We start from the raw sequence: 22,561 nt of genomic DNA, 5'->3' as shown, positions 1-22,561 counted from the left end.
CCCGTCAGACCTCTTCGACGCTGCTCGGCTCGCGCCGGGACAGGTCGATGCCGAGCTCCTCCGCTGCGCGGAAGACGTCCTCGTCGGTGTCACGCATCTCGATGGACATGCCGTCGCTGGACAGCACCTCCACGTTCAGGCACAGGGACTGCATCTCCTTGATGAGGACCTTGAAGGACTCGGGGATGCCCGGTTCGGGGATGTTCTCGCCCTTGACGATGGCCTCGTAGACCTTCACGCGGCCGGTGACGTCGTCGGACTTGATGGTCAGCAGCTCCTGGAGGGCGTAAGCGGCGCCGTACGCCTCCAGCGCCCACACCTCCATCTCACCGAAGCGCTGGCCACCGAACTGGGCCTTACCACCCAGCGGCTGCTGGGTGATCATCGAGTACGGGCCGGTCGAGCGGGCGTGCAGCTTGTCGTCGACCAGGTGGTGCAGCTTGAGGATGTACATGTAGCCGACCGAGATCGGGTCCGGGAACGGCTCACCGCTGCGGCCGTCGAACAGCCGCGCCTTACCGGTCGGGAGCACCATGCGCTCGCCGTCGCGGTTCGGGATGGTGTGCTGCAGCAGACCCGCCAGCTCGTCCTCACGCGCACCGTCGAAGACGGGGGTGGCGACGTTGGTGCCGGGCTGGACGCTGTCGGCGCCGATGGCCTGCAGGCGCTGCGCCCACTCGTCCGCGAGGCCGGAGACGTCCCAGCCGCGGCTGGCGAGCCAGCCGAGGTGGATCTCCAGGACCTGTCCCGGGTTCATTCGGGACGGGACACCCAGCGGGTTGAGGATGATGTCGACCGGGGTGCCGTCCTCCAGGAACGGCATGTCCTCGATCGGCAGGATCTTGGAGATGACGCCCTTGTTGCCGTGACGGCCGGCGAGCTTGTCACCGTCGGTGATCTTGCGCTTCTGCGCCACGTAGACGCGGACCAGCTGGTTCACGCCCGGCGGCAGCTCGTCGCCCTCCTCGCGGTCGAAGACGCGCACGCCGATGACCTTGCCGGTCTCACCGTGCGGCACCTTCAGCGAGGTGTCACGGACCTCACGGGCCTTCTCACCGAAGATCGCGCGCAGCAGGCGCTCCTCGGGCGTCAGCTCGGTCTCACCCTTGGGCGTGACCTTGCCGACGAGGATGTCACCGGCGATGACCTCGGCACCGATGCGGATGATGCCGCGCTCGTCGAGGTCGGCGAGGACCTCCTCGGAGACGTTCGGGATGTCCCGGGTGATCTCCTCGGGGCCGAGCTTGGTGTCACGGGCGTCGACCTCGTGCTCCTCGATGTGGATCGAGGAGAGGACGTCGTCCTGCACGAGGCGCTGCGACAGGATGATCGCGTCCTCGTAGTTGTGACCCTCCCACGGCATGAACGCGACCAGCAGGTTCTTGCCGAGCGCCATCTCGCCGTTCTCGGTGGCCGGGCCGTCGGCGAGGACCTGGCCGGTGATGACCCGGTCGCCCTCGTTGACGATGACCTTCTGGTTGACCGAGGTGCCCTGGTTGGAGCGGGCGAACTTGGCCAGGCGGTACGTGATGTACGTGCCGTCGTCGTTGGCGGTGGTGATGTAGTCCGCGGAGACCTCCTGGACCACACCGGCCTTCTCGGCCTTGACCACGTCGCCGGCGTCGACCGCGGAGCGGTACTCCATGCCGGTGCCGACGAGCGGCGACTCCGACTTAATCAGCGGCACGGCCTGGCGCATCATGTTCGCGCCCATGAGGGCACGGTTGGCGTCGTCGTGCTCGAGGAAGGGGATCATGGCGGTCGCGACCGACACCATCTGGCGCGGCGAGACGTCCATGTAGTCCACGTCCTCGGGGCCGACGTAGTCGACCTCGCCGCCACGGCGGCGGACCAGCACGCGGTTCTCGGCGAAGCGGAGGTCGTCCGTCAGCGTGGCGTTGGCCTGCGCGATGACGAAGCGGTCCTCCTCGTCGGCGGTCAGGTAGTCGACCTCGTCGGTGACCCGGCCCTCGACGACCTTGCGGTACGGCGTCTCGATGAAGCCGAACGCGTTGACCCGGCCGTAGGAGGCGAGCGAGCCGATCAGACCGATGTTCGGGCCTTCCGGCGTCTCGATCGGGCACATGCGGCCGTAGTGCGACGGGTGAACGTCACGGACCTCGAAGCCGGCCCGCTCACGGGAGAGACCACCCGGGCCGAGGGCGTTCAGACGACGCTTGTGCGTCAGCCCCGACAGCGGGTTGTTCTGGTCCATGAACTGGGACAGCTGGCTGGTGCCGAAGAACTCCTTGATGGAGGCGACGACCGGCCGGATGTTGATCAGGGTCTGCGGCGTGATCGCCTCGACGTCCTGGGTGGTCATGCGCTCGCGCACGACGCGCTCCATACGGGCGAGACCCGTACGGACCTGGTTCTGGATCAGCTCGCCGACGCTGCGGATGCGGCGGTTGCCGAAGTGGTCGATGTCGTCGGTCTCGACCATGATCGAGCGACCGGACTCGCCGACCGTCTCGGTCTCCCCGGCGTGCAGCTTCACCAGGTACTTGATGGTGGCGATGATGTCGTCGGTGGTGAGCACGCCGGCGTCCAGCGGCTCGTCCGCACCGAGCTTCTTGTTGACCTTGTAGCGGCCGACCTTCGCCAGGTCGTAGCGCTTGGGGTTGAAGTAGAGGTTCTCCAGCAGCGTCTGCGCGGCCTCACGCGTGGGGGGCTCGCCCGGACGCAGCTTGCGGTAGATGTCGAGCAGCGCGTCGTCCTGGCCCTGGGTGTGGTCCTTCTCCAGGGTGGCGCGCATGGACTCGTACTCGCCGAACTCCTCCAGGATCTGCTCGGTCGTCCAGCCGAGGGCCTTGAGGAGGACGGTCACGGACTGCTTGCGCTTGCGGTCGATGCGCACACCGACCATGTCGCGCTTGTCGATCTCCATCTCCAGCCAGGCACCCCGGGAGGGGATGATCTTGGCGGAGAAGATGTCCTTGTCGGACGTCTTGTCGATGGAGGAGTCGAAGTAGACACCCGGCGAGCGGACCAGCTGGGAGACCACGACACGCTCGGTGCCGTTGATGACGAAGGTGCCCTTGTTCGTCATGAGCGGGAAGTCGCCCATGAAGACGGTCTGGGACTTGATCTCGCCGGTCTCGTTGTTGGTGAACTCGGCCGTGACGAAGAGCGGAGCCGCGTACGTGAAGTCGCGCTCCTTGCACTCGTCGATGCTGTTCTTCGGGGGCTCGAAACGGTGGTCGCGGAACGTCAGCGACATCGACCCGGAGAAGTCCTCGATCGGGGAGATCTCCTCGAAGATCTCCTCCAGACCGGACTTGGTGGGGACGTCCTGACCGGACTCCAGAGCCGCCTCGACGCGAGCCTTCCACGCGTCGTTGCCGAGCAGCCAGTCGAAGCTCTCGGTTTGCAGCGCGAGAAGGTTCGGAACCTCGAGGGGCTCCTTGATCTTTGCAAAGGAGATGCGCAGCGGGGCGGTGCTGGCAGCGTTGTTCGTATTCGCGGTCGAGGCGTTGCGCGAGGCGGCCAAGAGGGGGTCCTTCCGAGGGCTCGGACTCACTACGCGCGTACCGGCCCCTCTTCCGTGCACCAAGACAGGGGGCGCCTGATGTGGCCGAAAGGCCAGGTCAGACAAGCTCTGGTCGTCAATGCTCGGGCGAGGGCAGACCCCTGGTGACGGGCAGGGGGCAGCTAACAGGCAGCGCAAAGGGTCAGTGTAGCCATACGGCACACTGATGTCCAGTGCGGGTACTGCGGACCGTGTTCGATCCTCGTTGTTCTCACCACCTGCGACAAGGCCTCGCCCTCAACGCACGTTGATACTGCCCTCTCCGCCGTCGATCCATGCCTCGGATTCGGATCCTTGTGACGACGCGTCCTGAGAATTGCGCGCTGCGTGCGGTTCGTCAAGGCCCCCCTTGCCCAAACCCGTTGTCGCCAGGGGGTTCCCGGTACCCCGGCGACCGCACAACGAAGATCACCATACCCCTCGTCGTCACCTGAGCAAGGCACCCGCCGCCCGGCCCCCGATACGCCGAAGAGCGACCACCCGGATGGATGATCGCTCTTCGGTGCTGAGGCGTTACAGGCCCTGTGGGGCCTGTGAGGCCCGTGAGGTCTTACTTGACCTCGACGGAGGCGCCGGCGCCCTCGAGGGCCTCCTTGGCCTTGTCCGCGGCCTCCTTGTTGACCTTCTCCAGGACCGGCTTCGGGGTGCCGTCGACCAGGTCCTTGGCCTCCTTCAGGCCGAGGGAGGTCAGCTCACGCACGACCTTGATGACCTGGATCTTCTTGTCGCCGGCGCCGGTGAGGATGACGTCGAACTCGTCCTTCTCCTCGACGGCCTCGGCGGCAGCGCCACCGGCGGCACCGCCGGCCACGACGACCGGGGCGGCCGCAGCAGCGGTGACGTCGAACTTCTCCTCGAACGCCTTCACGAACTCGGAGAGCTCGATGAGGGTCATCTCCTCGAACTGAGCGAGCAGGTCTTCCTGGCTGAGCTTCGCCATGATGGCGGTCCTTCCACTAAATCGGCAGGTGCCGGATGTACTGGGTGAGGCGGGCGTACGTCGGGCCCGCTATGACCCTCGTCTCAGGCGGCGAGGGCCGGAAAGCGAGCCGAATTACTCGGCACCGCCCTGCTCGTCCTGCTTGGCACGGAGCGCGTCCACGGTGCGGACGAGCTTCGACGGCAGCGCCTGGAAGACAGAGGCAGCCTGGGACTGCTTGCCCTTCATGGCACCGGCCAGCTTGGAGAGCAGAACCTCGCGGGACTCGAGGTCCGCAAGCTTCTTGATCTCGTCGGCGGACAGCGCCTTGCCTTCAAGGACACCGCCCTTGATGACGAGATTCGGGTTGTCCTTGGCGAAGTCGCGCAGACCCTTCGCCGACTCCACCGGGTCACCGGTGATGAAGGCGACAGCCGTCGGACCATTGAACTGGTCGTCCAGCGTCGTGATCCCGGCCTCGTTGGCCGCAATCTTGGTCAGCGTGTTCTTCACCACGGCGTACTGGGCGTTCTCACCGAGCGACCGGCGCAGCGTCTTGAGCTGCGCCACGGTGAGACCGCGGTACTCGGTCAGCACGGCGGCGTTGGAGCTGCGGAACTTGTCCGTCAGCTCGGCAACCGCGGCAGCCTTGTCGGGCCTCGCCATAGAGCCTCGGCCTCCTTCCGGGTGATTCGGACCGCGCGGACCCGAAGGAGGACTGGGGAAAACGAAACGCCCCGGCGCGGGCGCACGGGGCGTGGCTCGACCGGGCATACACACGCGCACGGGCGTGAGGTCCGGGAGCTCATCCACTGTCACCTGCGCGGGTCGTCCGCAGTTCAGCGGATCCTTCGGCCACCGCGTCCTCTTGCGAGCACGCGGCAACGACCAGCGGTCTTTGGCTTCTGTAGGAGCGTACGTGAACGGGGCAGTGTCAAGCAAATCCGCCCGTACGGCGACTCAGCCCTGCTCGGCCCCCTGCATCATCTCGGCCAGGTCCATGGTGTCCTCGGCCGGCGGGGCGGTGACCTTCACGGGCTCGTTGAACCCGAGGAAGGTGATGGTCACGTCCAGCGGGCCCTTGTCGGCCTTGCCGCGCATGCGGAACTGCTTGGTGTGGTCCTCGCCGTCGACCCACATGTCCATCGTGAGCGTGTCGACGCCCATCTTCTCGTACTGCTCGATGCTCTTCTCGCGCTTCTCGCGCGTGGCCTTGTCCTCGTCCTCGATGGACTTGCGCAGGTCGTCGAGGGTGACGGTGCCCTTGTAGTGGGTGGTCTTCACGCCCTCGACGGTCTCGGTGCCGACCTTCTCCACGTCCTTGGCGCCGGTGAGGAAGGTGGACTCGGCCGCGGGGTTCTTGTCGGCCTGGGAGGCCCCGCCCAGCTGGTTCAGCTCCTCGCCGCCGCCCAGCATGGCCGACTCGAACTTGAGCCAGCTCTTGCCGTCCATCTCCTTGGCGGCCTCGGCGCCCCCGCCGATGTAGAGGGCGTTGTCGACGAGCCGGATCTCCGCGTTCGCGCCGGAGCCCTGGTCGAGAGCCGTCATCTTCATGCTCATCGCAAGGGTGGGCTTGATCCGCATCTGCGCCTCGGCCTTGATCCGCCCCTCCTCGGGGGTACGGCCGGTCATGCGGTAGCGGAGGGAGTCGATCTCCTCCGTGTTCTCGGCCGCCTTGGCCACGGCCGCGGCCGGTGTCATGTCGGGCGACGACGCCTTCTCCGTCCCGCAGCCCACCGCGCCCGCGGCGAGCAGCAGAGCTGCCAGTCCGGCCCCCGCCGCCCGGCGCCGTACGGAACCGTGCGCGTGCATGCGTACGGAAGACTTCACTGATCCCCCCAAGGAAACATGTGGTTGTCACACAGCAAGGACGTGAGCGTATCGGAGGAGGGATCGAAGGGTCCCGTGATTTCCGGGGCCTGGGGAGGCCAGGTGGCTCACGAGGCGTCGCCGTGCGCCTGCAGCAGCTCCTTGAAGTCCGCCGTGTCGCCGGCCGGGGGCCGCTCGGCGGACACCCGGACGCCGTAGTCGCTGTAGTACGCGGTCTGGGTCAGCTCACCGGTCGCCGTCCGTCCCCGCTCGACCTTCTTGACCAGCAGGTTCCGGTCGTCGACCCAGATGTCGACGGTCTGGGCGGTGGTGCCGCCGACCGTGCCGGTCCAGTGCGTGGTGCGCTTGCCGCGCGTCGTCTCCTCGCCGACCTTCCGCAGGTCCTCGGAGGCCAGCAGCAGCTTCACCGACCGGTCCGGGGTGGTGTTGCGCATCTGTTCCGCGAAGCCGGCCCCCGCGCCGTCGCCGAGGCCCTCCAGGTCGGCGTAGACGTACTTGATCCAGTGTCTGCCGCCGGCCCGCTCGGCGAACCCGTCGCCCATCCTGGCGTAGTAGGCGTCGGGCAGGTACCGGGCCTCCATGGCGGTGGTGCCGAGCTCGCGCATGGTCTCGGCGGTCGTGCCGCCGGTGTACGTGATCGTCAGGGTGCCGGTGAGGCCGTCGCTCCAGCCCAGGGCGCCGACGGCCTCGATGGACAGTTCGCGGCCCATCGCGGTCGTGGACTCGACCCTGGCCGAGCCGGCCCGCGCGGTGGAGCGCTCCACCGCGCGCAGTTCCGGGGGCGGGGCGGCGCTCGTCGCCCGTTCCTCGCGGGGACGGTCGTCGGGGGCGCCGGTGCCGGTGCAGGCCGTCGCGCACAGCAGCGCGGCGGTCACCGCGATCGAGAAGGCCGTACGGCGCGCCGTCGTGCTCGTGCTCGTCATGCGTCCCCCTGTGCGAGTCCCGTTCCCGCACGCTAACCCAGGACTCCCGCGGCCGTACGGAAGTCCCCGGCGCGGGACCCGATGTCCCCGGCGCACGTCCGGAAAAAGGGGACGGGCCCCGCACCTGGAAAGGTGCGGGGCCCGTGGCCGTCAGGGGTGAGCCGGAGCTCAGACCGCGGCCGGGTCCTCCTCGACGAGGAGGTTACGGGTGCGGTTCGGGTCGACCGGAATGCCGGGGCCCATCGTGGTGGTGATGGCGGCCTTCTTGATGTAGCGGCCCTTGGCGGCGGACGGCTTCAGACGGAGGATCTCCTCCAGCGCGGCGCCGTAGTTCTCCACCAGCTTGTCGTCGTCGAAGGACGTCTTGCCGATGATGAAGTGCAGGTTCGAGTGCTTGTCGACGCGGAACTCGATCTTGCCGCCCTTGATGTCGTTGACAGCCTTGGCGACGTCCGGGGTCACGGTGCCGGTCTTGGGGTTCGGCATGAGACCACGGGGACCGAGCACGCGGCCGAGGCGGCCGACCTTGCCCATGAGGTCCGGGGTGGCGACGACGGCGTCGAAGTCCAGACGGCCCTTCGACACCTCGTCGATCAGCTCGTCGGCGCCGACGATGTCGGCGCCCGCGGCACGCGCGGCCTCGGCACGGTCACCAGTCGCGAAGACCAGGACCCGGGCGGTCTTACCGGTGCCGTGCGGGAGGTTCACGGTGCCACGGACCATCTGGTCGGCCTTGCGCGGGTCGACACCCAGGCGGAAGGCGACCTCGACGGTGCCGTCGAACTTGGTCGTGGAGGTCTCCTTGGCGAGACGGACGGCCTCGAGCGGGGCGTAGAGCTTGTCCCGGTCGACCTTGGCGTCCGCAGCGCGGAGAGACTTGCTGCGCTTGCTCACTACTGCTCCTGTTGCTTCTTAGGAGTCGTGGTCCGGGCCGAGCAGGCCCTGCCACTTCTGCTGCTGGAAGGTTGGGGTCAGCCCTCGACCGTGACGCCCATGGAACGGGCGGTGCCGGCGATGATCTTCTCGGCGGCGTCCAGGTCGTTGGCGTTGAGGTCGGGCATCTTGGTCGTGGCGATCTCACGGACCTGGTCGCGCGTGATCTTCGCGACCTTGGTCTTGTGCGGCTCGCCGGAGCCCTTCTCCACGCCCGCGGCCTTCAGGATCATCTTGGCGGCCGGCGGCGTCTTGGTGACGAAGGTGAAGGAGCGGTCCTCGTAGACCGTGATCTCCACCGGGATGACCCAACCGCGCTGCGACTCGGTCGCGGCGTTGTAGGCCTTGCAGAACTCCATGATGTTCACGCCGTGCTGACCCAGCGCGGGGCCGACCGGCGGGGCCGGGTTGGCGGCACCGGCCTGGATCTGGAGCTTGATGAGCCCCGTGACCTTCTTCTTCTTGGGAGGCATAGCTCTCCGGGTCCTTTCGATTCGGGTCCTGCCTGCGCACGGGAAAGACCCGGACACAGGCATACCGCACAACGATAACGGGTATCTATGCGCGGCCAAAAACCGAGCAGGTCAGACAGGCTCGATGAGCCCGTCCGACCTGTTCGGAAGCGTTACGTCCAGAGAGTGACCGGTTCTTCGGGGGAAGGACTAGTTCTTCTGGATCTGGTCGAAGCTGAGCTCGACCGGCGTCTCGCGGCCGAAGATCTCGACGAGGCCCTTGACCTTCTTCGAGTCGGCGTTGATCTCGTTGATGGTGGCCTGCAGCGTGGCGAACGGGCCGTCGGTGACGGTGACCGAGTCGCCGACCTCGAAGTCCAGGACCTGGACCTCGACCTTGCGCTGCGGAGCCGGCTTGCCCTCGGCCTCGGCGGCCTCGCGGGCGGCCTTCTCCTCGGCCTCCGGGGCGAGCATCTTGACGATCTCGTCCAGCGTCAGCGGGTACGGGTCGTAGGCGTTGCCGACGAAGCCGGTGACACCGGGCGTGTTGCGGACGACGCCCCATGACTCGTTGGTCAGGTCCATGCGGACCAGGACGTAACCCGGCAGCTTGTTCTGCTTGATCGTCTTGCGGTCGCCGTTCTTGATCTGGACGACCTCTTCCTGCGGCACCTCGGCCTGGAAGATGTAGTCCTCGACGTTCAGCGAGACGGCGCGCTGCTCCAGGTTGGTCTTCACGCGGTTCTCGTAGCCGGCGTAGGTGTGGATGACATACCACTCGCCGGGCAGGACGCGCAGCTCCTGGCGGAGCTTCTCGACCGGGTCGAGCTCGGGCTCGGCTTCCGCCTCCGCCTCTGCTTCCTCTTCCCCGGTCTCCGCGTCCGCGCTCTCGACGTCGGCCTCGGCGGCCTCGTCCGCATCCTCGTCGGAGACGGCGTCGGCAGCCTCGACCCCGGCGGAGGTCTCGGTGTCCTCGCTGTCCGCGCCCTCGACGGTGCCGAGCTCGTCCTCGACGGACTCGACCGGCTCGATGGCGTCGTTCACGTTCGGGTCAGACACGGTGGCTGCTTCTTCCTGGATACATAGGGGTGGAACACGCGAAAGGGGCGCCGGGTACCTCGGCGCCCTTCGCTCTCGGCTCAGCCAAAGACGTACTTGGCGGCGTTGCTGAGACCATAGTCGATCAGAGTCACCAGGCCGATCATGATGACCACGAAGATGATCACGACGGTGGTGTACGTCGTCAGCTGACTGCGGCTGGGCCAGACGACCTTGCGAAGCTCGGCGACGATCTGGCGGTAGAAGAGCGCGAGGCGCTTCAGCGGGCCCTTCTTGGCGCGCTTGCCGCCCTTGCGGGCCTTCTTCTTGGAGTCCGGCGCCTCGTCCTGGGCATCAGGCATGTCGATGGAGCCCACGGCGTCCGTCACTCGTCCTCACCTGATTCCGGGTCGTGGCCGTGCCGCGCCCGGTCTGAGCCGCACGGCGGTGCATTGCTGTACGTACATGCGCACACATCCTGGCGAAGGTGTGTGTAGCAGGGCCGGAGGGACTTGAACCCCCAACCGCTGGTTTTGGAGACCAGTGCTCTACCAATTGAGCTACGACCCTTTGTGTGTCCCCAACGTACCGCATCCACCCGGATGCTTGGTGTGCACCGAGTGAGCGTGGGCTGCTGAGGGCCAACGAGGTGAGAGTGTACGTGCTCCTGGGCCGGGCGTCGAACAGAAAGCGCCCGCGAGAGAGGTCTTCCGGCGCCGTTGACCGAAGATCGCCCTGGCCGAGGGGGCGATCCGGACTGATGTTCAGGTGTTTGCCCGGACCTGTTCAGTCCGTGAAACCCGTGTGCCGGAGAAGTTTCCGGTCTGGAACGATGGCCTCATGAGCGCTGCAACCCCTCCCACCGAGCGCCGGGTCTCCGCCCGAGTCGGCGCGATCTCCGAGTCCGCCACCCTCGCCGTGGACGCCAAGGCCAAGGCCCTCAAGGCCGCCGGGCGTCCGGTGATCGGCTTCGGCGCCGGTGAGCCCGACTTCCCGACCCCGGACTACATCGTCGAGGCCGCGATCGAGGCCTGCAAGAACCCGAAGTACCACCGCTACACCCCGGCCGGCGGCCTGCCCGAGCTGAAGGCCGCGATCGCTGCGAAGACGCTGCGCGACTCGGGGTACGAGGTCGATGCCTCCCAGATCCTCGTCACCAACGGCGGCAAGCAGGCCATCTACGAGGCCTTCGCCGCGATCCTCGACCCGGGCGACGAGGTCATCGTCCCGGCGCCGTACTGGACGACGTACCCGGAGTCGATCCGGCTGGCCGGCGGTGTCCCCGTCGAGGTCGTCGCCGACGAGACGACCGGCTACCGGGTGAGCGTGGAGCAGCTGGAGGCGGCGCGCACGGAGAAGACGAAGGTCGTCCTCTTCGTCTCCCCCTCGAACCCGACCGGTGCCGTCTACAGCGAGGCCGAGGCCGAGGCGATCGGACGCTGGGCCGTCGAGCACGGGCTGTGGGTCCTGACGGACGAGATCTACGAGCACCTGGTCTACGGCGACGCGAAGTTCACCTCGCTGCCGGCGATCGTGCCGGAGCTGCGGGACAAGTGCATCGTGGTCAACGGTGTCGCCAAGACGTACGCCATGACCGGCTGGCGGGTCGGGTGGGTCATCGGCCCGAAGGACGTGGTGAAGGCCGCGACGAACCTGCAGTCGCACGCCACGTCGAACGTGTCCAACGTGGCCCAGGCGGCGGCGCTGGCCGCGGTCGCCGGTGACCTGGACGCCGTGGCGAAGATGCGGGAGGCGTTCGACCGGCGCCGCAGGACCATCGTGCGGATGCTGAACGAGATCGACGGCGTGCTGTGCCCGGAGCCGGAGGGGGCCTTCTACGCCTACCCGTCGGTGAAGGCGCTCATCGGCAAGGAGATCCGGGGCAGGCGGCCGCAGAACACGGTGGAGCTGGCCGCGCTCATCCTGGAGGAGGCCGAGGTCGCGGTGGTGCCCGGAGAGGCGTTCGGCACGCCCGGGTACCTGCGGCTGTCGTACGCGCTCGGGGACGAGGACCTCGTCGAGGGCGTGAGCCGGATCCAGAAGCTGCTGGCGGAGGCCAGGGACTGACGTCGCTTTCCGGGCAGGGCACTCCTCGGCGTCGAGGGGTGCCCTGTTTGTTTGTGCGAGCAAGACCACGTACGGGGAAAGTGCTGTCGGGCCGGGCGTGTCGTGCGGCAGGATCTCGGGATGGAACGTGTACGTGATCTCTCTGAGCTGCCGAAGGCCCATCTGCACCTGCACTTCACCGGGTCGATGCGGCCCGCGACCCTGCTGGAACTGGCCGACAAGCACGGCGTGCGGCTGCCCGAGTCGCTGACCGAGGCGCTGACCAGCGGGGAGCCTCCGCGGCTGCGGGCGACGGACGAGCGGGGCTGGTTCCGCTTCCAGCGGCTGTACGACGCGGCGCGTTCGTGTCTGCAGGAGCCGGAGGACATCCAGCGGCTGGTGCGGGAGGCGGCGGAGGAGGACCTGCGGGACGGCTCGGGGTGGCTGGAGATCCAGGTCGACCCGACGTCGTACGCGCCGCGGCTGGGCGGGCTGATCCCGGCGCTGGAGATCATCCTGGACGCGGTGGAGACGACGGTGCGGGACACCGGGCTCGGGATGCGGGTGCTGGTGGCCGCCAACCGGATGAAGCATCCGCTGGACGCGCGGACGCTGGCGCGGCTGGCGGTGCGGTACGCGGACCGGGGTGTAGTCGGCTTCGGGCTGTCGAACGACGAGCGGCGGGGCATGGCGCGGGACTTCGACCGGGCGTTCGCGATCGCGCGGGACGGGGGGTTGCTGTCGGCGCCGCACGGGGGTGAGCTGACCGGGCCGGCGTCGGTGCGGGACTGTCTGGACGACCTGGAGGCCGACCGGATCGGGCACGGGGTGCGGGCGGCGGAGGATCCGCGGTTGCTGAAGCGGCTGGCCGACCGGCAGGTGACGTGCGAGGTGTGTCCGGCGTCGAACGTGGCGCTGGGCGTGTACGAGAAGCCGGAGGACGTGCCGCTGCGGACGCTGTTCGAGGCGGGGGTGCCGATGGCGCTGGGCGCGGACGATCCGCTGCTGTTCGGCTCGCGGCTGGCCGCGCAGTACGAGATCGCGCGGGAGCACCACGGCTTCACGGATCTGGAGCTGGCGGAGCTGGCACGGCAGTCGGTACGGGGGTCGGCGGCGCCGGCGGAGGTGAAGGGGAAGTTGCTGGCGGGGGTGGATGCGTGGGTGACGGCGGGCGCGGCGTGATGCCTGCGGCGGCCTGTGCGGGTGGAGTGGGGGTGCGCGTAGCGCGTTCGGTTGCGCTGTGGGCCGGGGCCGCGCCGCCGTAGCTGCGGGCAGTCGTGCCTCCCCCAGTGCCTGAACGGCCTGGGAGGTACCCCCAGGGCGGCACGGGTGGGCGCAGCGGCACCCCGGCAGCGCCGGGCTGCGCGACCTACCCCCGGCCCGCACCCACGCCGGGTGACCACGCGAACGCCGGACCCACTCAGCGGAGCGCGGCGAGCAGCGTCCGGGCCAGCCGCGCAGCGAACGGCTCCGCCTCCGGCAGCACCGCCGCGTCATACGCGAACGCCCGCTGGGCACACGCGCCCAGCAGAAGCGACGCCGCGGCAAAGGTGTCCGCGTCGGCGCGGACGCGCCCGGCCGCCTGCTCGGCCCGCAGATAGGCGTCGAGGCCCTCGATCGGCAGATGCGGCCCGGTGCCCATCTCCCGCATGGCCTCGTCGTGCCGCCGCTTGAGCTGGGTCTCGGCGTACAGCGACGCGGCGATCGGGAAGCTCTGCTCGTAGAAGAGCGCGGCCTCGCGGGCGATCTCGGTGAGGTTCTCCTCCAGCGTGCCGCGGCCCGGCTCGGCGGTCAGGCTGCTCAGCAGGGGGGCCAGCCGCGGCAGCCGCTCGGTGAGCACCCGGATGAACAGTTCCTCCTTGCTCGCGAAGTGCTTGTACAGCGCCGCCTCGGAACAGCCGGCGCCCTTGGCGATCTCCTTGGTCGTGGCGCGCGACAGGCCCACGGTCAGCATCAACTCGTGGGCGGCGTCCAGGATGCGTTCCCGGGCCGGCTTGCCGGACTGCATGGCTGCTCCAACCAGGCTTGACGAGTGGGTGAGTGCTTACCCACCCTAGAGCAGAACAGGGTGAGTGAGCACTCACCCACCTTCGGAAGAAGCGGGGTGCGCCATGAAGCTGACCGTTTTCGGAGCCACGGGAGGCGTGGGACAGGAGATCGTCCGGCAGGCGCTGGGGGCCGGACACCAGGTCACGGCGGTCGTGCGGGATCCCGCCCGGCTGCCGGTGACCGGCGAGGGTCTGGAGGTGTTCCGGGCGGACCTGACCGATCCCGCCGCGGTGCGGCCCGCGGTGGCCGGCCGCGACGCGGTGCTGTCCGGGCTCGGTGCCCGCAGCCGCAGGGACGCCGGCGTCGCGACCCGGCTGACCCGTACGGTGCTGGACGCCATGGAGGCGGAGGGCGTACGGCGTCTGGTGGTGGTGAGCGCCGCGCCCGTCGGGCCGGAGCCGGAGGGCTCGGGGCTGGTGGACCGCGCTGTGCTCGCCCTGGTCTCCGCCCTCCTCAAGGACGTCTACGCCGATCTGCGCGCGATGGAGGCCGAACTGGCCGGCAGCGCCACCGACTGGACGGTCGTACGGCCGCCGCGGCTCCAGAACAAGCCGGTCACCGGCCGGTACCGGACCGTCGTCGGCGGTTTCCCCGTCAAGGGGCGGTATCTGGGCCGGGCCGACGTGGCCCACGCCATGCTCGCCATGGCGCAGGACGCGGGGGCGGTGAAGCAGGGCGTGGGGGTCGCCTACTGAGTCGGGGCAGGGCCTTCCTACTCCTGGAGGCTGACTCCGACCGTCACCGGCTCGTTGACCAGCGTGATGCCGAAGGCGTCGCGGACGCCCGCGACGACCTCGCGGGCCAGGGCGAGGAGGTCCTCCGTGGTCGCCTCGCCCCGGTTGGTGAGGGCGAGGGTGTGCTTGGTGGAGATCCGGGCGGGGCCGGTGCCGTAGCCCTTGGTGAAGCCGGCCTTGTCGATCAGCCAGGCCGCGGAGGTCTTCGTACGGCCCTCCCCCGCCGGGTAGGCGGGCGGCTCGGCGTCGCGGCCGAGGCGCTCGTGCACGCGGGCGCGGAAGGCCGTGAACTCCTCGGTGGTGAGGATCGGGTTGGTGAAGAACGACCCGGCCGACCAGGTGTCGTGGTCCTCGGGGTCCAGGACCATGCCCTTCCCGGCGCGCAGCTTCAGCACGGTGTCGCGGGCGGCGTCCAGCGGCACCCGGTCCCCGGGCTCGACGCCGAGGGCGCGGGCCGTCTCGGCGTACTTGAGGGGGGCGGAGAGGCCGTCGGCGTCCTCCAGGCCGAAGCGGACGCGCAGGACGACGTAGCGGTCGGGGTGGGCCTTGAAGAGGCTGTGGCGGTAGGCGAAGGCGCAGTCGGAGTTGGTGAGGGTGACCGTCTCGCCCGACCTGCGGTCGTACGCGATCACCTCCGTGATCGTGGAGGAGACCTCCTGGCCGTACGCGCCGACGTTCTGGATGGGGGTCGCGCCCGCCGAGCCGGGGATGCCGGCCAGGCACTCGACGCCGGCCAGTCCGGCCTCGACGGTGCGGGCGACGGCGTCGGTCCACACCTCACCGGCCGCCAGCTCCAGTCTCGTGCCGTCCAGGGAGAAGCCGCGTGTGGCGATGTGCAGGGCCGTTCCGTCGAAGCCCTTGTCGCCGATGACCAGGTTCGACCCGCCGCCGATGAGCAGCAGGGGCGTGCCGTGGTCGTCGGCCTCGCGGACGGCGGCGATCACCTCGGCGTCGGTCGTGGCCGTGACCAGCCGGGTCGCGGGGCCGCCCAGACGGAAGGTGGTCAGCGGGGCGAGGGGGGCGTCGTGGAGTTCCTGCACGCGCCAAGACTACGAGACGGCACCGACAGCGCCGCACCACGGCAGACGCCCCGGCCGGTCGGCCGGGGCGTCGTGGTCGGGCTCATGCCAGGCGTCGCCGAGCCTCCGCCCAGCTCACCGGGAGGTCGTCGCTCGACGCCGCCCAGGCGGTGAACCTGGCGTCCCGCATCTGCGGGGCCAGCCCCCGGGACGTGGGGGCGTGGGTGCCCGAGTGGGCGAAGGCCTTGAGCGCCTCGGGCGACTCCCAGGCGGACAGCGTCCAGAAGGTCCGCTTGAAGGGTTCCGCCTTCAGGGAGGCCCCGTACGCGCCAGGGGCGTTGCTCACCTGCCGCCACACGCCCGGGGTGCGCGCCAGGAACTTCAGCGCTCCCCACAGGGTGCGGGTCTCGAAGCGGGATGCGAAGACATGGATCTCGGTGGCCTGCGGCGGCCGGTTCGGCACGGTCCAGGGAAGGGTCGGCATGTCGGGCTCCATTCGGTGTCTTCGGTGTCTTGTCTTCGGTGACTTCGGCTTCTTCGGTCTCTCCGGCTCTGCTGTGGTGGGGTTCGAGGCTTCGGGCCGCCGTGTCCTCCGCTTCAACGGGTGGCCGGTTCCACGGCCGGGGCAGGGACCGGTTCGTCGGTCGGCGCTACGGGCGCCGTCCCGGTTCCCCTGGTGGCCTCGCCGTTCCGGCGGGTGGCCGGGATCAGCAGCGCCGCGATGCCGGCCACGGCCACCAGGCCGGCGCCGACCGCAACCGCGGGGCGCAGCCCGTCGACGAAGGCCTGCGGGGACTCGTAGCCGCCCTGCGCCGCGAAGATCGACGCCATGACGGCGATGCCGAGCGCACCGCCCACCTCGCGCAGCGCGTTGTTGGCGCCGGAGGCGATGCCCTGCTCCTTCGGCGCGACGCTGGACATCACCAGGGCGGAGGCCGGGGCGAAGAACAGGGCCATGCCGATCCCGCTGACGACGAGGCCGGGCAGCTGTACGGCGTAGGAGGCGTCGGCGGTGATCACGGAGGCGAGGTAGCCGAGGCCGGCCGCCTGGAGGAAGAGGCCGGCGGCGACGACCGGGCGGCCGCCGATGCGGTCGGAGAGGATGCCGGCGATGGGCGCGACGAGCATCGGCATGCCGGTCCAGGGCAGCATGCGCAGGCCCGCCTCGGTGGGCGAGTAGCCGAGCACGCCCTGCATGTACTGGCTGAGCAGGAAGATCGAGCCGAACATGCCCAGGAACATCAGCAGGCTCGCCGCGTTGATGCCGGAGAAGGCGCGGGAGCGGAACAGCCGCATCGGGAGCATGGGGTTCTTGGCGCGGGTGCTGTAGAGGACGAAGCCGGCGAGCAGCGCGGCGCCGGCGAACAGGGCGGTCAGCACCACGGCGCCGGTCCAGCCGTCGACGGGCCCGCGGACCAGGCCGTACACGATGCCGAAGAGGCCGCCGCTGGCGAGCAGGGTGCCGGGAAGGTCGAGCGGGGCGCCGGTGCCGTGGGACTCGGCGAGGCGGAACCGGGCGAGCGGCAGCAGGGCCAGACCCAGCGGAACGTTCAGCCAGAAGATCCACTGCCAGGAGATGTGCTCGGTGAGGCTGCCCCCGACCAGCGGTCCCGAGGCCACGGCGAGCCCGTTGACGGCGCCCCAGATTCCGTACGCCATCCCGCGCCGCTCGGCCGGTACGGCGGCCGTCAGCAGGGTCAGCGTCAGCGGCATCATGACGGCCGCGCCGACGCCCTGGACCGCGCGGGCGGCGATGAGGGAGTCGATGCCGGGGGCCATGGCCGCGGCGGCGGAGGCCGCGGTGAAGACGGTGATCCCGGCGAGGAAGAGCCTGCGGCGGCCGAACCGGTCGCCGAGGGCCGCGCCGAACATCAGCAGGACGGCGAAGGTGAGCGTGTAGGCGCTCACGGTCCATTCCAGGTCGTGCAGCGCGCCGCCGAGATCCTCGCGGATGGAGGGAAGGGCGGTGGTGACGACGAGGTTGTCGAGAGCCGCCATGAAACCGGCGACGCTGGTGATCACGAGGGCCCAGGCGGCTCCCCCGCGCCGTGTGCTGCTCTGCTGTGGCATCTCTCCCCCAGAGGTTGATTTCACCGCTCGGATGATCGGTTAGTAATTGATGACTAACTTTGCTGGGCATGCGGCGACCCCGGGCAGGGGCGCCGCAGCGCCTGCTCGCCTACGCGTCCTCGGACCGCTTGTTGAGGAGCCGCGCCGATTCGTAGAGCCCCTCCCAGACCCGGTGCTCCGGCGGGAACCCCATTCCGGCCAGGGCGTTGATGAGCATGCCGCAGGCCATGAAGAGTGTCGTCTCGCTCACGTCGCCGCCGAGCGGCACGTGCACGGTGTCCCAGAGCTCCACCCAGCCCTTGCGCACCATCTCGCCGAACTCGTGGTCCCCCGCCGCCTCGGCCGCGGCGACCGCGACGTACGTCTGCAACTGCATCTGCAGCCGCTCGGGCTTCTCGACGATCAGCCGCGTATAGGCCTCCGCCATGGAGTGCAGCGCCTCTTCGCCGTGCAGCCCCTCGGACGCCTCCTCGAAGACCCGGCGCGTGTCCTGCATACAGCGTTCGGCCACCGCCAGGAAGAGCGCCTTCTTGCTCGGGAAGAGCCGGAAGAGGTACGGCTGGGAGACACCCACCCGCTTGGCGATCGCCTCCGTGGACGTGCCGTAGTAGCCACCCCGGGCGAACTCGCTCGTCGCCGCGCGGATGACGCTCTCGCGCCTTTCCTCGGCGCTCATCCTGACCATGGGAAGAAAGTTAGTACTCAATCACTAACTACGTCAAGGCTTCGCCGCGGCGGAAGCCGCGCCGGGGGCGCAGGGGCCTGGAAGGCGCAGGGGGCGCCCCCAGTGGAGAACGCCCCCCTCGTCTTACGTGCCTCAAGCCGTCTCCCGGTCGGCCCTTACGCCGACTCCCGGTCAGCCGAGCCGCACGACCGCCCGGGACATCCCCAGGACCTTCTGCCCGCCGCTGGTCGCCGTGAGGTCGACGCGTACGGTGCCGTCGTCGAGCTTGGCCGCGACCTTGCCGCCGACCTCGATCACGGCGCCCTGGTCGTCGTTCGGGACGACGACGGGCCTGGTGAAGCGGACGCCGTACTCGACGACCGCGCCCGGGTCGCCGACCCAGTCGGTGACCACGCGGATCGCCTCGGCCATGGTGAACATGCCGTGCGCGATGACGTCCGGCAGGCCGACCTCCTTGGCGAACTTCTCGTTCCAGTGAATCGGGTTGAAGTCGCCGGAGGCGCCCGCGTACTGCACGAGCGTGGCGCGGGTCACGGAAAAGGACTGCGCGGGCAGTTCGGTGCCGACCTCGACGTCGGCGTACGCGATCTTCGCCGTCATGGGATCCTCACGCCTCCCCGGCCGCACGGGCCACGAGCTTGGTCCAGGCCGTCACGACATGTTCGCCCGCCTCGTCGTGAACCTCGCCACGGATGTCCAGGACGTCGTTGCCGGCGAGTGACTTGACCGCCTCGATGGTCGAGGTGACCGTGAGCCGGTCGCCGGCGCGCACCGGGCGGACGTAGGCGAACCTCTGGTCGCCGTGCACGACCCGGCTGTAGTCCAGGCCGAGCTGAGGGTCCTGGACCACCTGGCCGGCCGCCTTGAATGTGATGGCGAACACAAAGGTCGGCGGAGCGATGACATCGGGGTGACCGAGCGCCTTGGCCGCCTCCGCGTCCGTATACGCCGGGTTGGCGTCCCCTACCGCCTCCGCGAACTCACGGATCTTCTCCCGGCCCACCTCGTAGGGCTCGGTGGGCGGATAGGTCCGCCCCACGAAGGACTGGTCGAGCGCCATGGGCTCGGCACCTCCTGCTGGTGTCTGCTAGCTGCAGTTGCCTACTGCTGACCGAAACGACGTGAGGCCGCCCCCAAGCCTCGGGGGCGGCCTCATGTACGAGCCTGATTTATCGCGTCTCGCGGTGCGCGGTGTGCGCGTTGCAACGCGGGCAGTGCTTCTTCATCTCAAGACGGTCCGGGTTGTTACGCCGGTTCTTCTTGGTGATGTAGTTCCGCTCCTTGCACTCCACGCAGGCCAGCGTGATCTTCGGGCGGACGTCGGTGGCAGCCACGTGAGTGCTCCTTGACGAACGGATGGACTGAATTAACGCAAAGAAGAGTAGCCGATCGAAGGACCGACCCCGCAATCGGCTACTAAGAGTAGCGGTGACCGGACTTGAACCGGTGACACAGCGATTATGAGCCGCTTGCTCTACCGACTGAGCTACACCGCTGCGATGCGTTCGGCCCCCACCTCGCGGTGGGAACCTCCTGCACCAGAGCCCCAAAACGGAATCGAACCGTTGACCTTCTCCTTACCATGGAGACGCTCTGCCGACTGAGCTATTGGGGCGAGCGATGAAGACATTACACGCTCCGCCGCCGTACACCCAAATCCGTTTCGCCGCCCCTGCCTCGTCCCCGGCTCCCGGACTCCTGGAGGACGGCACCGGTACGACTATTGCGCTCCTCCGCGCCACGGGCTGAGCACCGTCCTAGGCTCGACCCACTCTCCGTGATCTTGCGTCCCCACTGCGCAGCCCGAGCCCAGAGGAGCGCGATGCCCGACAGCCAGCCGCAGCCGCCCCACTCGTCCTCCCCGTCGGGGCCGGACGACCGCGGCGCCCTTCTGCTGTCCGGCGCCCGGCTCACCGACGGCCGGACCGTGGACGTACGGCTGGGCGGCGGACGTATCGAGGCGGTCGGCACGGCCGGCAGCCTGACGGCAGGCCGCCCGCCCGGTGCCGACAGGTGCCTGGACCTCACCGGCTACCTGCTCCTGCCCGCCCCGGCCGAACCCCACGCCCACGGCGACACCGCGCTGACCGCCGACACCGGCGGACCCGTCTCGTACGAGCGCCGGGACGTCCAGCGCAGGGCCACGGAGGCCGCGCTGCTCCAGCTGGGCCACGGGGCGACGGCCCAGCGGGCCCACGTGCGCGTGGGCGACGTCCCCGGGCTGGGCGCGCTCACCGCCGTACTGCGGGCCCGGCGGGCGCTGCGCGGGCTGGCCGAGGTGACGACGGTGGCGGTGCCGAGGGTGCTGACGGGGGCGGCCGGGGCGGACGGGCTGGCGATGCTGCGGGACGCGCTGAAGATGGGCGCGGACGTGGTGGGCGGGTGCCCGGATCTGGATCCCGATCCGACGGGGTACGTGGCGGCGGTCCTGGAGGTCGCCTCCGAGCACGGCTGCCCCGTCGACCTGCACACGGACGCCGCCGACCCGGCGCGGCTGGCCCGGCTGGCGGCGATGGCGGGCGGGCTGCGCCCCGGGGTCGCCCTCGGGCCCTGCGCCGGGCTCGGCCGGCTGCCCGCCGAGGTCGCCTCCCGGGTGGCGGACCAGCTCGCGGCGGCCGGGGTGACGGTGATGTGCCTTCCGCAGGGCGGCTGCGGGGGCGTCGACCGCCGGGGCACCGCTCCGGTACGGCTGCTGCGGGCGGCGGGGGTGCGGGTCGCCGCCGGGAGCGGCGCGCTGCGGGACGTCTCCAACCCCGTGGGGCGCGGGGATCCCCTGGAGGCGGCGTATCTGCTGGCCTCGCGCCACGGCCTGCGCCCCGAGGACGCCTACGAGGCGGTGAGCGCCACGGCCCGGGCGGCGCTGGGCCTGCCCACGGTGCGCGTGGAGGCGGGCTTTCCGGCCGAGCTCCTCGCGGTGCGGGGGGACCGGCTGGCGGGGGCGCTGTCACTGGCGTACAGCCGGATCGTGGTGCACCGGGGGCGCGTGGTGGCGCGGACCAGCGCGGTACGGGAGTACGGCGACTCCACGACCGCGGCGGACCTGGGGCTGCCCCGGCAGGCGCGGGGGGATGTGTCCTGACGGGCGGTGGTGGGGGCTGGGCGCCCGTGGGCGGGGCCGGGGGCGGCGGGGGCAGCGGCAGTGGCTGAGGGGCCGTTGAGAGGCCGTTCGGGGCCGCCGGGGGTGGTTGAGGGGCCGTCAGAGGGAGGCGGCTGCGTGGCGGGGGAACTCGTGCGGCAGCGGTGGCAGCCGTCGGGGCGTACGGTCGAAGGCATGCGCATTGTCATCGCTGGGGGTCATGGTCAGATCGCGCTGCGGCTGGAGCGACTGCTCGCCGCGCGCGGGGACGAGGTCGCGGGCATCATCCGCAAGGCCGAGCAGGCCGACGATCTGCGCGAGGCCGGCGCCGAACCGGTCGTGCTCGACCTGGAGTCGGCCTCGGTCGAGGAGGTGGCGGAGCGGCTGCGGGGCGCGGACGCGGCGGTCTTCGCGGCGGGCGCGGGCCCGGGCAGTGGCGCCGCCCGCAAGGACACCGTGGACAAGGCGGCGGCGATCCTCTTCGCCGACGCGGCGGTCCGGGCAGGCGTACGGCGCTTCCTCATCGTGTCGTCTATGGGAGCCGACGCCGGACACGAGGGGGACGAGGTCTTCGACGTCTACCTGCGGGCCAAGGGCGAGGCCGACGCGTACGTGCGCTCGCTGGACGCGCTGGACTGGACGATCCTGCGTCCCGGCGCGCTGACGGACGACGCCGGCAAGGGCCTCGTACGCCTGGAGGCGCACACGGGCCGTGGCTCCGTCCCGCGCGACGACGTGGCCGCCGTACTGGCGGAACTGGTCGACATGCCCGCGACGAGCGGCCTGACCCTGGAGCTCATCTCCGGTTCGGCACCGGTGTCGGTGGCCGTGAAGTCGGTCGCCGGGAACTGAGGGCGCCGCGACGCGAGGTCAGAACAGGGGCAGCTGTCCGGGGAACTCGGGCACCGCGTACCCGTCCAGGGTCGGCTGCACCGCGCCGAGCTGCGCCGGCCGGCGGGAGCCGGGGCAGGAGACGAGTTCGCCGCTCTGCCGCGCGCCGGGCGGGTCGTGGCGCGCATACCGTCCGGCGACGACGGCGATCTCGCGACGGCACTCGGGGCAGATTCTGCGACGGGAGGACATGGGGTCCCTTCACGGATCGTCGACCTCCGGGAAAATGACCAAGGGCCCGTGACCTGCTGTTCTCGCAGGTCACGGGCCCTTGGTTCCCGTGTGGCGGCGCCAGGATTCGAACCTGGGAAGGCTGAGCCGGCAGATTTACAGTCTGCTCCCTTTGGCCGCTCGGGCACACCGCCGG

Annotated in this window: 23 protein-coding genes and 4 tRNA genes; 5 read left to right on the top strand and 22 right to left on the bottom strand. The window is 69.9% G+C overall.

Annotated elements, in window-relative coordinates:
* Window positions 1-4: 4 nt before the first annotated feature.
* The 10 genes from rpoB to H0H10_RS08160 form a co-directional block, all read right to left on the bottom strand.
* Window positions 5-3,490: a DNA-directed RNA polymerase subunit beta gene (rpoB, locus tag H0H10_RS08205; RefSeq protein WP_188180193.1), complete on the bottom strand. Its 3,486-nt coding sequence runs from the start codon at window positions 3,488-3,490 to the stop codon at window positions 5-7.
* A 589-nt stretch (window positions 3,491-4,079) separates the two neighbouring features.
* A complete protein-coding gene (rplL, locus tag H0H10_RS08200; RefSeq protein WP_188180192.1) occupies window positions 4,080-4,469 on the bottom strand; it encodes a 50S ribosomal protein L7/L12 in 390 nt (129 codons plus the stop codon).
* 114 nt (window positions 4,470-4,583) lie between these two features.
* Entirely contained in the window at window positions 4,584-5,114 is a 531-nt protein-coding gene (rplJ, locus tag H0H10_RS08195) for a 50S ribosomal protein L10 (RefSeq protein ID WP_188180191.1), read from the bottom strand.
* 294 nt (window positions 5,115-5,408) lie between these two features.
* Window positions 5,409-6,278 carry an SCO4651 family lipoprotein gene (locus H0H10_RS08190; RefSeq protein WP_373566821.1) on the bottom strand — a complete coding sequence of 290 codons (870 nt, stop codon included), beginning with the start codon at window positions 6,276-6,278 and terminating at the stop codon, window positions 5,409-5,411.
* 107 nt (window positions 6,279-6,385) lie between these two features.
* Complete coding sequence (locus H0H10_RS08185; RefSeq protein WP_188180189.1) at window positions 6,386-7,201, bottom strand: SCO4651 family lipoprotein; 816 nt, start codon at window positions 7,199-7,201, stop codon at window positions 6,386-6,388.
* A gap of 168 nt (window positions 7,202-7,369) precedes the next feature.
* Window positions 7,370-8,095 (bottom strand): 50S ribosomal protein L1, encoded by a 726-nt coding sequence (gene rplA / locus H0H10_RS08180; RefSeq protein ID WP_188180188.1) that lies wholly within the window; start codon window positions 8,093-8,095, stop codon window positions 7,370-7,372.
* A 77-nt stretch (window positions 8,096-8,172) separates the two neighbouring features.
* Window positions 8,173-8,607 carry a 50S ribosomal protein L11 gene (gene rplK / locus H0H10_RS08175; protein ID WP_004927359.1) on the bottom strand — a complete coding sequence of 145 codons (435 nt, stop codon included), beginning with the start codon at window positions 8,605-8,607 and terminating at the stop codon, window positions 8,173-8,175.
* Window positions 8,608-8,796: 189 nt separating this feature from the next.
* A complete protein-coding gene (gene nusG, locus H0H10_RS08170; RefSeq protein WP_188180187.1) occupies window positions 8,797-9,645 on the bottom strand; it encodes a transcription termination/antitermination protein NusG in 849 nt (282 codons plus the stop codon).
* A gap of 80 nt (window positions 9,646-9,725) precedes the next feature.
* Window positions 9,726-10,013, bottom strand: coding sequence for a preprotein translocase subunit SecE (secE, locus tag H0H10_RS08165; protein ID WP_188180186.1), 288 nt, complete (start codon window positions 10,011-10,013; stop codon window positions 9,726-9,728).
* A gap of 108 nt (window positions 10,014-10,121) precedes the next feature.
* Window positions 10,122-10,194 (bottom strand) — tRNA-Trp (locus tag H0H10_RS08160).
* 270 nt (window positions 10,195-10,464) lie between these two features.
* On the opposite strand from H0H10_RS08160, the gene H0H10_RS08155 reads away from it, so the two are divergent.
* The gene (locus H0H10_RS08155; protein WP_188180185.1) at window positions 10,465-11,691 is read left to right on the top strand and encodes a pyridoxal phosphate-dependent aminotransferase; all 1,227 of its coding nucleotides are present in this window, start codon (window positions 10,465-10,467) and stop codon (window positions 11,689-11,691) included.
* A 120-nt stretch (window positions 11,692-11,811) separates the two neighbouring features.
* Entirely contained in the window at window positions 11,812-12,852 is a 1,041-nt protein-coding gene (locus H0H10_RS08150) for an adenosine deaminase (RefSeq protein WP_188180184.1), read from the top strand.
* A 238-nt stretch (window positions 12,853-13,090) separates the two neighbouring features.
* Here H0H10_RS08150 and H0H10_RS08145 read toward each other — a convergent pair whose 3' ends face one another.
* On the bottom strand, window positions 13,091-13,678 hold the full coding sequence (locus tag H0H10_RS08145) for a TetR/AcrR family transcriptional regulator (RefSeq protein WP_188180183.1): 588 nt from the start codon (window positions 13,676-13,678) through the stop codon (window positions 13,091-13,093).
* Between the two features lie 103 nt (window positions 13,679-13,781).
* On the opposite strand from H0H10_RS08145, the gene H0H10_RS08140 reads away from it, so the two are divergent.
* A complete protein-coding gene (locus tag H0H10_RS08140) occupies window positions 13,782-14,414 on the top strand; it encodes an NAD(P)-dependent oxidoreductase (protein ID WP_188180182.1) in 633 nt (210 codons plus the stop codon).
* Between the two features lie 17 nt (window positions 14,415-14,431).
* Here H0H10_RS08140 and H0H10_RS08135 read toward each other — a convergent pair whose 3' ends face one another.
* The 9 genes from H0H10_RS08135 to H0H10_RS08095 all read right to left on the bottom strand — a co-directional run bounded on the left by H0H10_RS08135 (window position 14,432) and on the right by H0H10_RS08095 (window position 19,842).
* The gene (locus H0H10_RS08135; protein ID WP_188180181.1) at window positions 14,432-15,493 is read right to left on the bottom strand and encodes a UDP-N-acetylmuramate dehydrogenase; all 1,062 of its coding nucleotides are present in this window, start codon (window positions 15,491-15,493) and stop codon (window positions 14,432-14,434) included.
* A gap of 82 nt (window positions 15,494-15,575) precedes the next feature.
* Entirely contained in the window at window positions 15,576-15,956 is a 381-nt protein-coding gene (locus tag H0H10_RS08130; protein WP_188180180.1) for a DUF3291 domain-containing protein, read from the bottom strand.
* Window positions 15,957-16,069: 113 nt separating this feature from the next.
* A complete protein-coding gene (locus H0H10_RS08125; protein ID WP_188180179.1) occupies window positions 16,070-17,542 on the bottom strand; it encodes an MFS transporter in 1,473 nt (490 codons plus the stop codon).
* 109 nt (window positions 17,543-17,651) lie between these two features.
* The gene (locus H0H10_RS08120; protein WP_188180178.1) at window positions 17,652-18,227 is read right to left on the bottom strand and encodes a TetR/AcrR family transcriptional regulator; all 576 of its coding nucleotides are present in this window, start codon (window positions 18,225-18,227) and stop codon (window positions 17,652-17,654) included.
* Between the two features lie 171 nt (window positions 18,228-18,398).
* The gene (locus H0H10_RS08115; RefSeq protein ID WP_188180177.1) at window positions 18,399-18,827 is read right to left on the bottom strand and encodes a MaoC family dehydratase; all 429 of its coding nucleotides are present in this window, start codon (window positions 18,825-18,827) and stop codon (window positions 18,399-18,401) included.
* Between the two features lie 7 nt (window positions 18,828-18,834).
* Window positions 18,835-19,287, bottom strand: coding sequence for a MaoC family dehydratase N-terminal domain-containing protein (locus tag H0H10_RS08110; RefSeq protein ID WP_188180176.1), 453 nt, complete (start codon window positions 19,285-19,287; stop codon window positions 18,835-18,837).
* Window positions 19,288-19,396: 109 nt separating this feature from the next.
* Window positions 19,397-19,561 carry a 50S ribosomal protein L33 gene (rpmG, locus tag H0H10_RS08105; protein ID WP_003948671.1) on the bottom strand — a complete coding sequence of 55 codons (165 nt, stop codon included), beginning with the start codon at window positions 19,559-19,561 and terminating at the stop codon, window positions 19,397-19,399.
* A gap of 89 nt (window positions 19,562-19,650) precedes the next feature.
* A tRNA-Met gene (locus tag H0H10_RS08100) sits at window positions 19,651-19,723 on the bottom strand.
* A 46-nt stretch (window positions 19,724-19,769) separates the two neighbouring features.
* Window positions 19,770-19,842: transfer RNA gene (locus H0H10_RS08095), tRNA-Thr, on the bottom strand.
* 207 nt (window positions 19,843-20,049) lie between these two features.
* On the opposite strand from H0H10_RS08095, the gene H0H10_RS08090 reads away from it, so the two are divergent.
* The gene (locus H0H10_RS08090) at window positions 20,050-21,306 is read left to right on the top strand and encodes an amidohydrolase family protein (RefSeq protein WP_188180175.1); all 1,257 of its coding nucleotides are present in this window, start codon (window positions 20,050-20,052) and stop codon (window positions 21,304-21,306) included.
* Window positions 21,307-21,498: 192 nt separating this feature from the next.
* Window positions 21,499-22,155, top strand: a complete 657-nt coding sequence (locus H0H10_RS08085; RefSeq protein ID WP_188180174.1) for an NAD(P)H-binding protein — start codon at window positions 21,499-21,501, stop codon at window positions 22,153-22,155.
* An 18-nt stretch (window positions 22,156-22,173) separates the two neighbouring features.
* On the opposite strand, the gene H0H10_RS08080 is transcribed toward H0H10_RS08085, so the two are convergent.
* Together H0H10_RS08080 and H0H10_RS08075 are read right to left on the bottom strand one after the other, a co-directional pair.
* Window positions 22,174-22,386, bottom strand: a complete 213-nt coding sequence (locus H0H10_RS08080) for a hypothetical protein (RefSeq protein WP_188180173.1) — start codon at window positions 22,384-22,386, stop codon at window positions 22,174-22,176.
* A 91-nt stretch (window positions 22,387-22,477) separates the two neighbouring features.
* Window positions 22,478-22,559, bottom strand: a tRNA-Tyr gene (locus tag H0H10_RS08075).
* Between the last annotated feature and the right edge of the window lie 2 nt (window positions 22,560-22,561).

This window comes from Streptomyces griseicoloratus (assembly GCF_014534645.1).
GTDB lineage: Bacteria > Actinomycetota > Actinomycetes > Streptomycetales > Streptomycetaceae > Streptomyces > Streptomyces griseicoloratus.
The sequence above is the reverse complement of the archived record's forward strand: the minus strand, read 5'-3'. Positions and strand labels throughout refer to the sequence as shown.

What these genes read in the sequence shown, in the direction of transcription:
- rplL (WP_188180192.1), bottom strand. Translation starts at nt 4,469, where the DNA reads ATGGCGAAGCTCAGCCAGGAAGACCTGCTCGCTCAGTTCGAGGAGATG.
- rplJ (WP_188180191.1), bottom strand. Translation starts at nt 5,114, where the DNA reads ATGGCGAGGCCCGACAAGGCTGCCGCGGTTGCCGAGCTGACGGACAAG.
- H0H10_RS08185 (WP_188180189.1), bottom strand. Translation starts at nt 7,201, where the DNA reads ATGACGAGCACGAGCACGACGGCGCGCCGTACGGCCTTCTCGATCGCG.
- rplK (WP_004927359.1), bottom strand. Translation starts at nt 8,607, where the DNA reads ATGCCTCCCAAGAAGAAGAAGGTCACGGGGCTCATCAAGCTCCAGATC.
- H0H10_RS08155 (WP_188180185.1), top strand. Translation starts at nt 10,465, where the DNA reads ATGAGCGCTGCAACCCCTCCCACCGAGCGCCGGGTCTCCGCCCGAGTC.
- H0H10_RS08150 (WP_188180184.1), top strand. Translation starts at nt 11,812, where the DNA reads ATGGAACGTGTACGTGATCTCTCTGAGCTGCCGAAGGCCCATCTGCAC.
- H0H10_RS08145 (WP_188180183.1), bottom strand. Translation starts at nt 13,678, where the DNA reads ATGCAGTCCGGCAAGCCGGCCCGGGAACGCATCCTGGACGCCGCCCAC.
- H0H10_RS08140 (WP_188180182.1), top strand. Translation starts at nt 13,782, where the DNA reads ATGAAGCTGACCGTTTTCGGAGCCACGGGAGGCGTGGGACAGGAGATC.
- H0H10_RS08130 (WP_188180180.1), bottom strand. Translation starts at nt 15,956, where the DNA reads ATGCCGACCCTTCCCTGGACCGTGCCGAACCGGCCGCCGCAGGCCACC.
- H0H10_RS08125 (WP_188180179.1), bottom strand. Translation starts at nt 17,542, where the DNA reads ATGCCACAGCAGAGCAGCACACGGCGCGGGGGAGCCGCCTGGGCCCTC.
- H0H10_RS08120 (WP_188180178.1), bottom strand. Translation starts at nt 18,227, where the DNA reads ATGGTCAGGATGAGCGCCGAGGAAAGGCGCGAGAGCGTCATCCGCGCG.
- H0H10_RS08115 (WP_188180177.1), bottom strand. Translation starts at nt 18,827, where the DNA reads ATGACGGCGAAGATCGCGTACGCCGACGTCGAGGTCGGCACCGAACTG.
- H0H10_RS08110 (WP_188180176.1), bottom strand. Translation starts at nt 19,287, where the DNA reads ATGGCGCTCGACCAGTCCTTCGTGGGGCGGACCTATCCGCCCACCGAG.
- H0H10_RS08090 (WP_188180175.1), top strand. Translation starts at nt 20,050, where the DNA reads ATGCCCGACAGCCAGCCGCAGCCGCCCCACTCGTCCTCCCCGTCGGGG.
- H0H10_RS08085 (WP_188180174.1), top strand. Translation starts at nt 21,499, where the DNA reads ATGCGCATTGTCATCGCTGGGGGTCATGGTCAGATCGCGCTGCGGCTG.
- H0H10_RS08080 (WP_188180173.1), bottom strand. Translation starts at nt 22,386, where the DNA reads ATGTCCTCCCGTCGCAGAATCTGCCCCGAGTGCCGTCGCGAGATCGCC.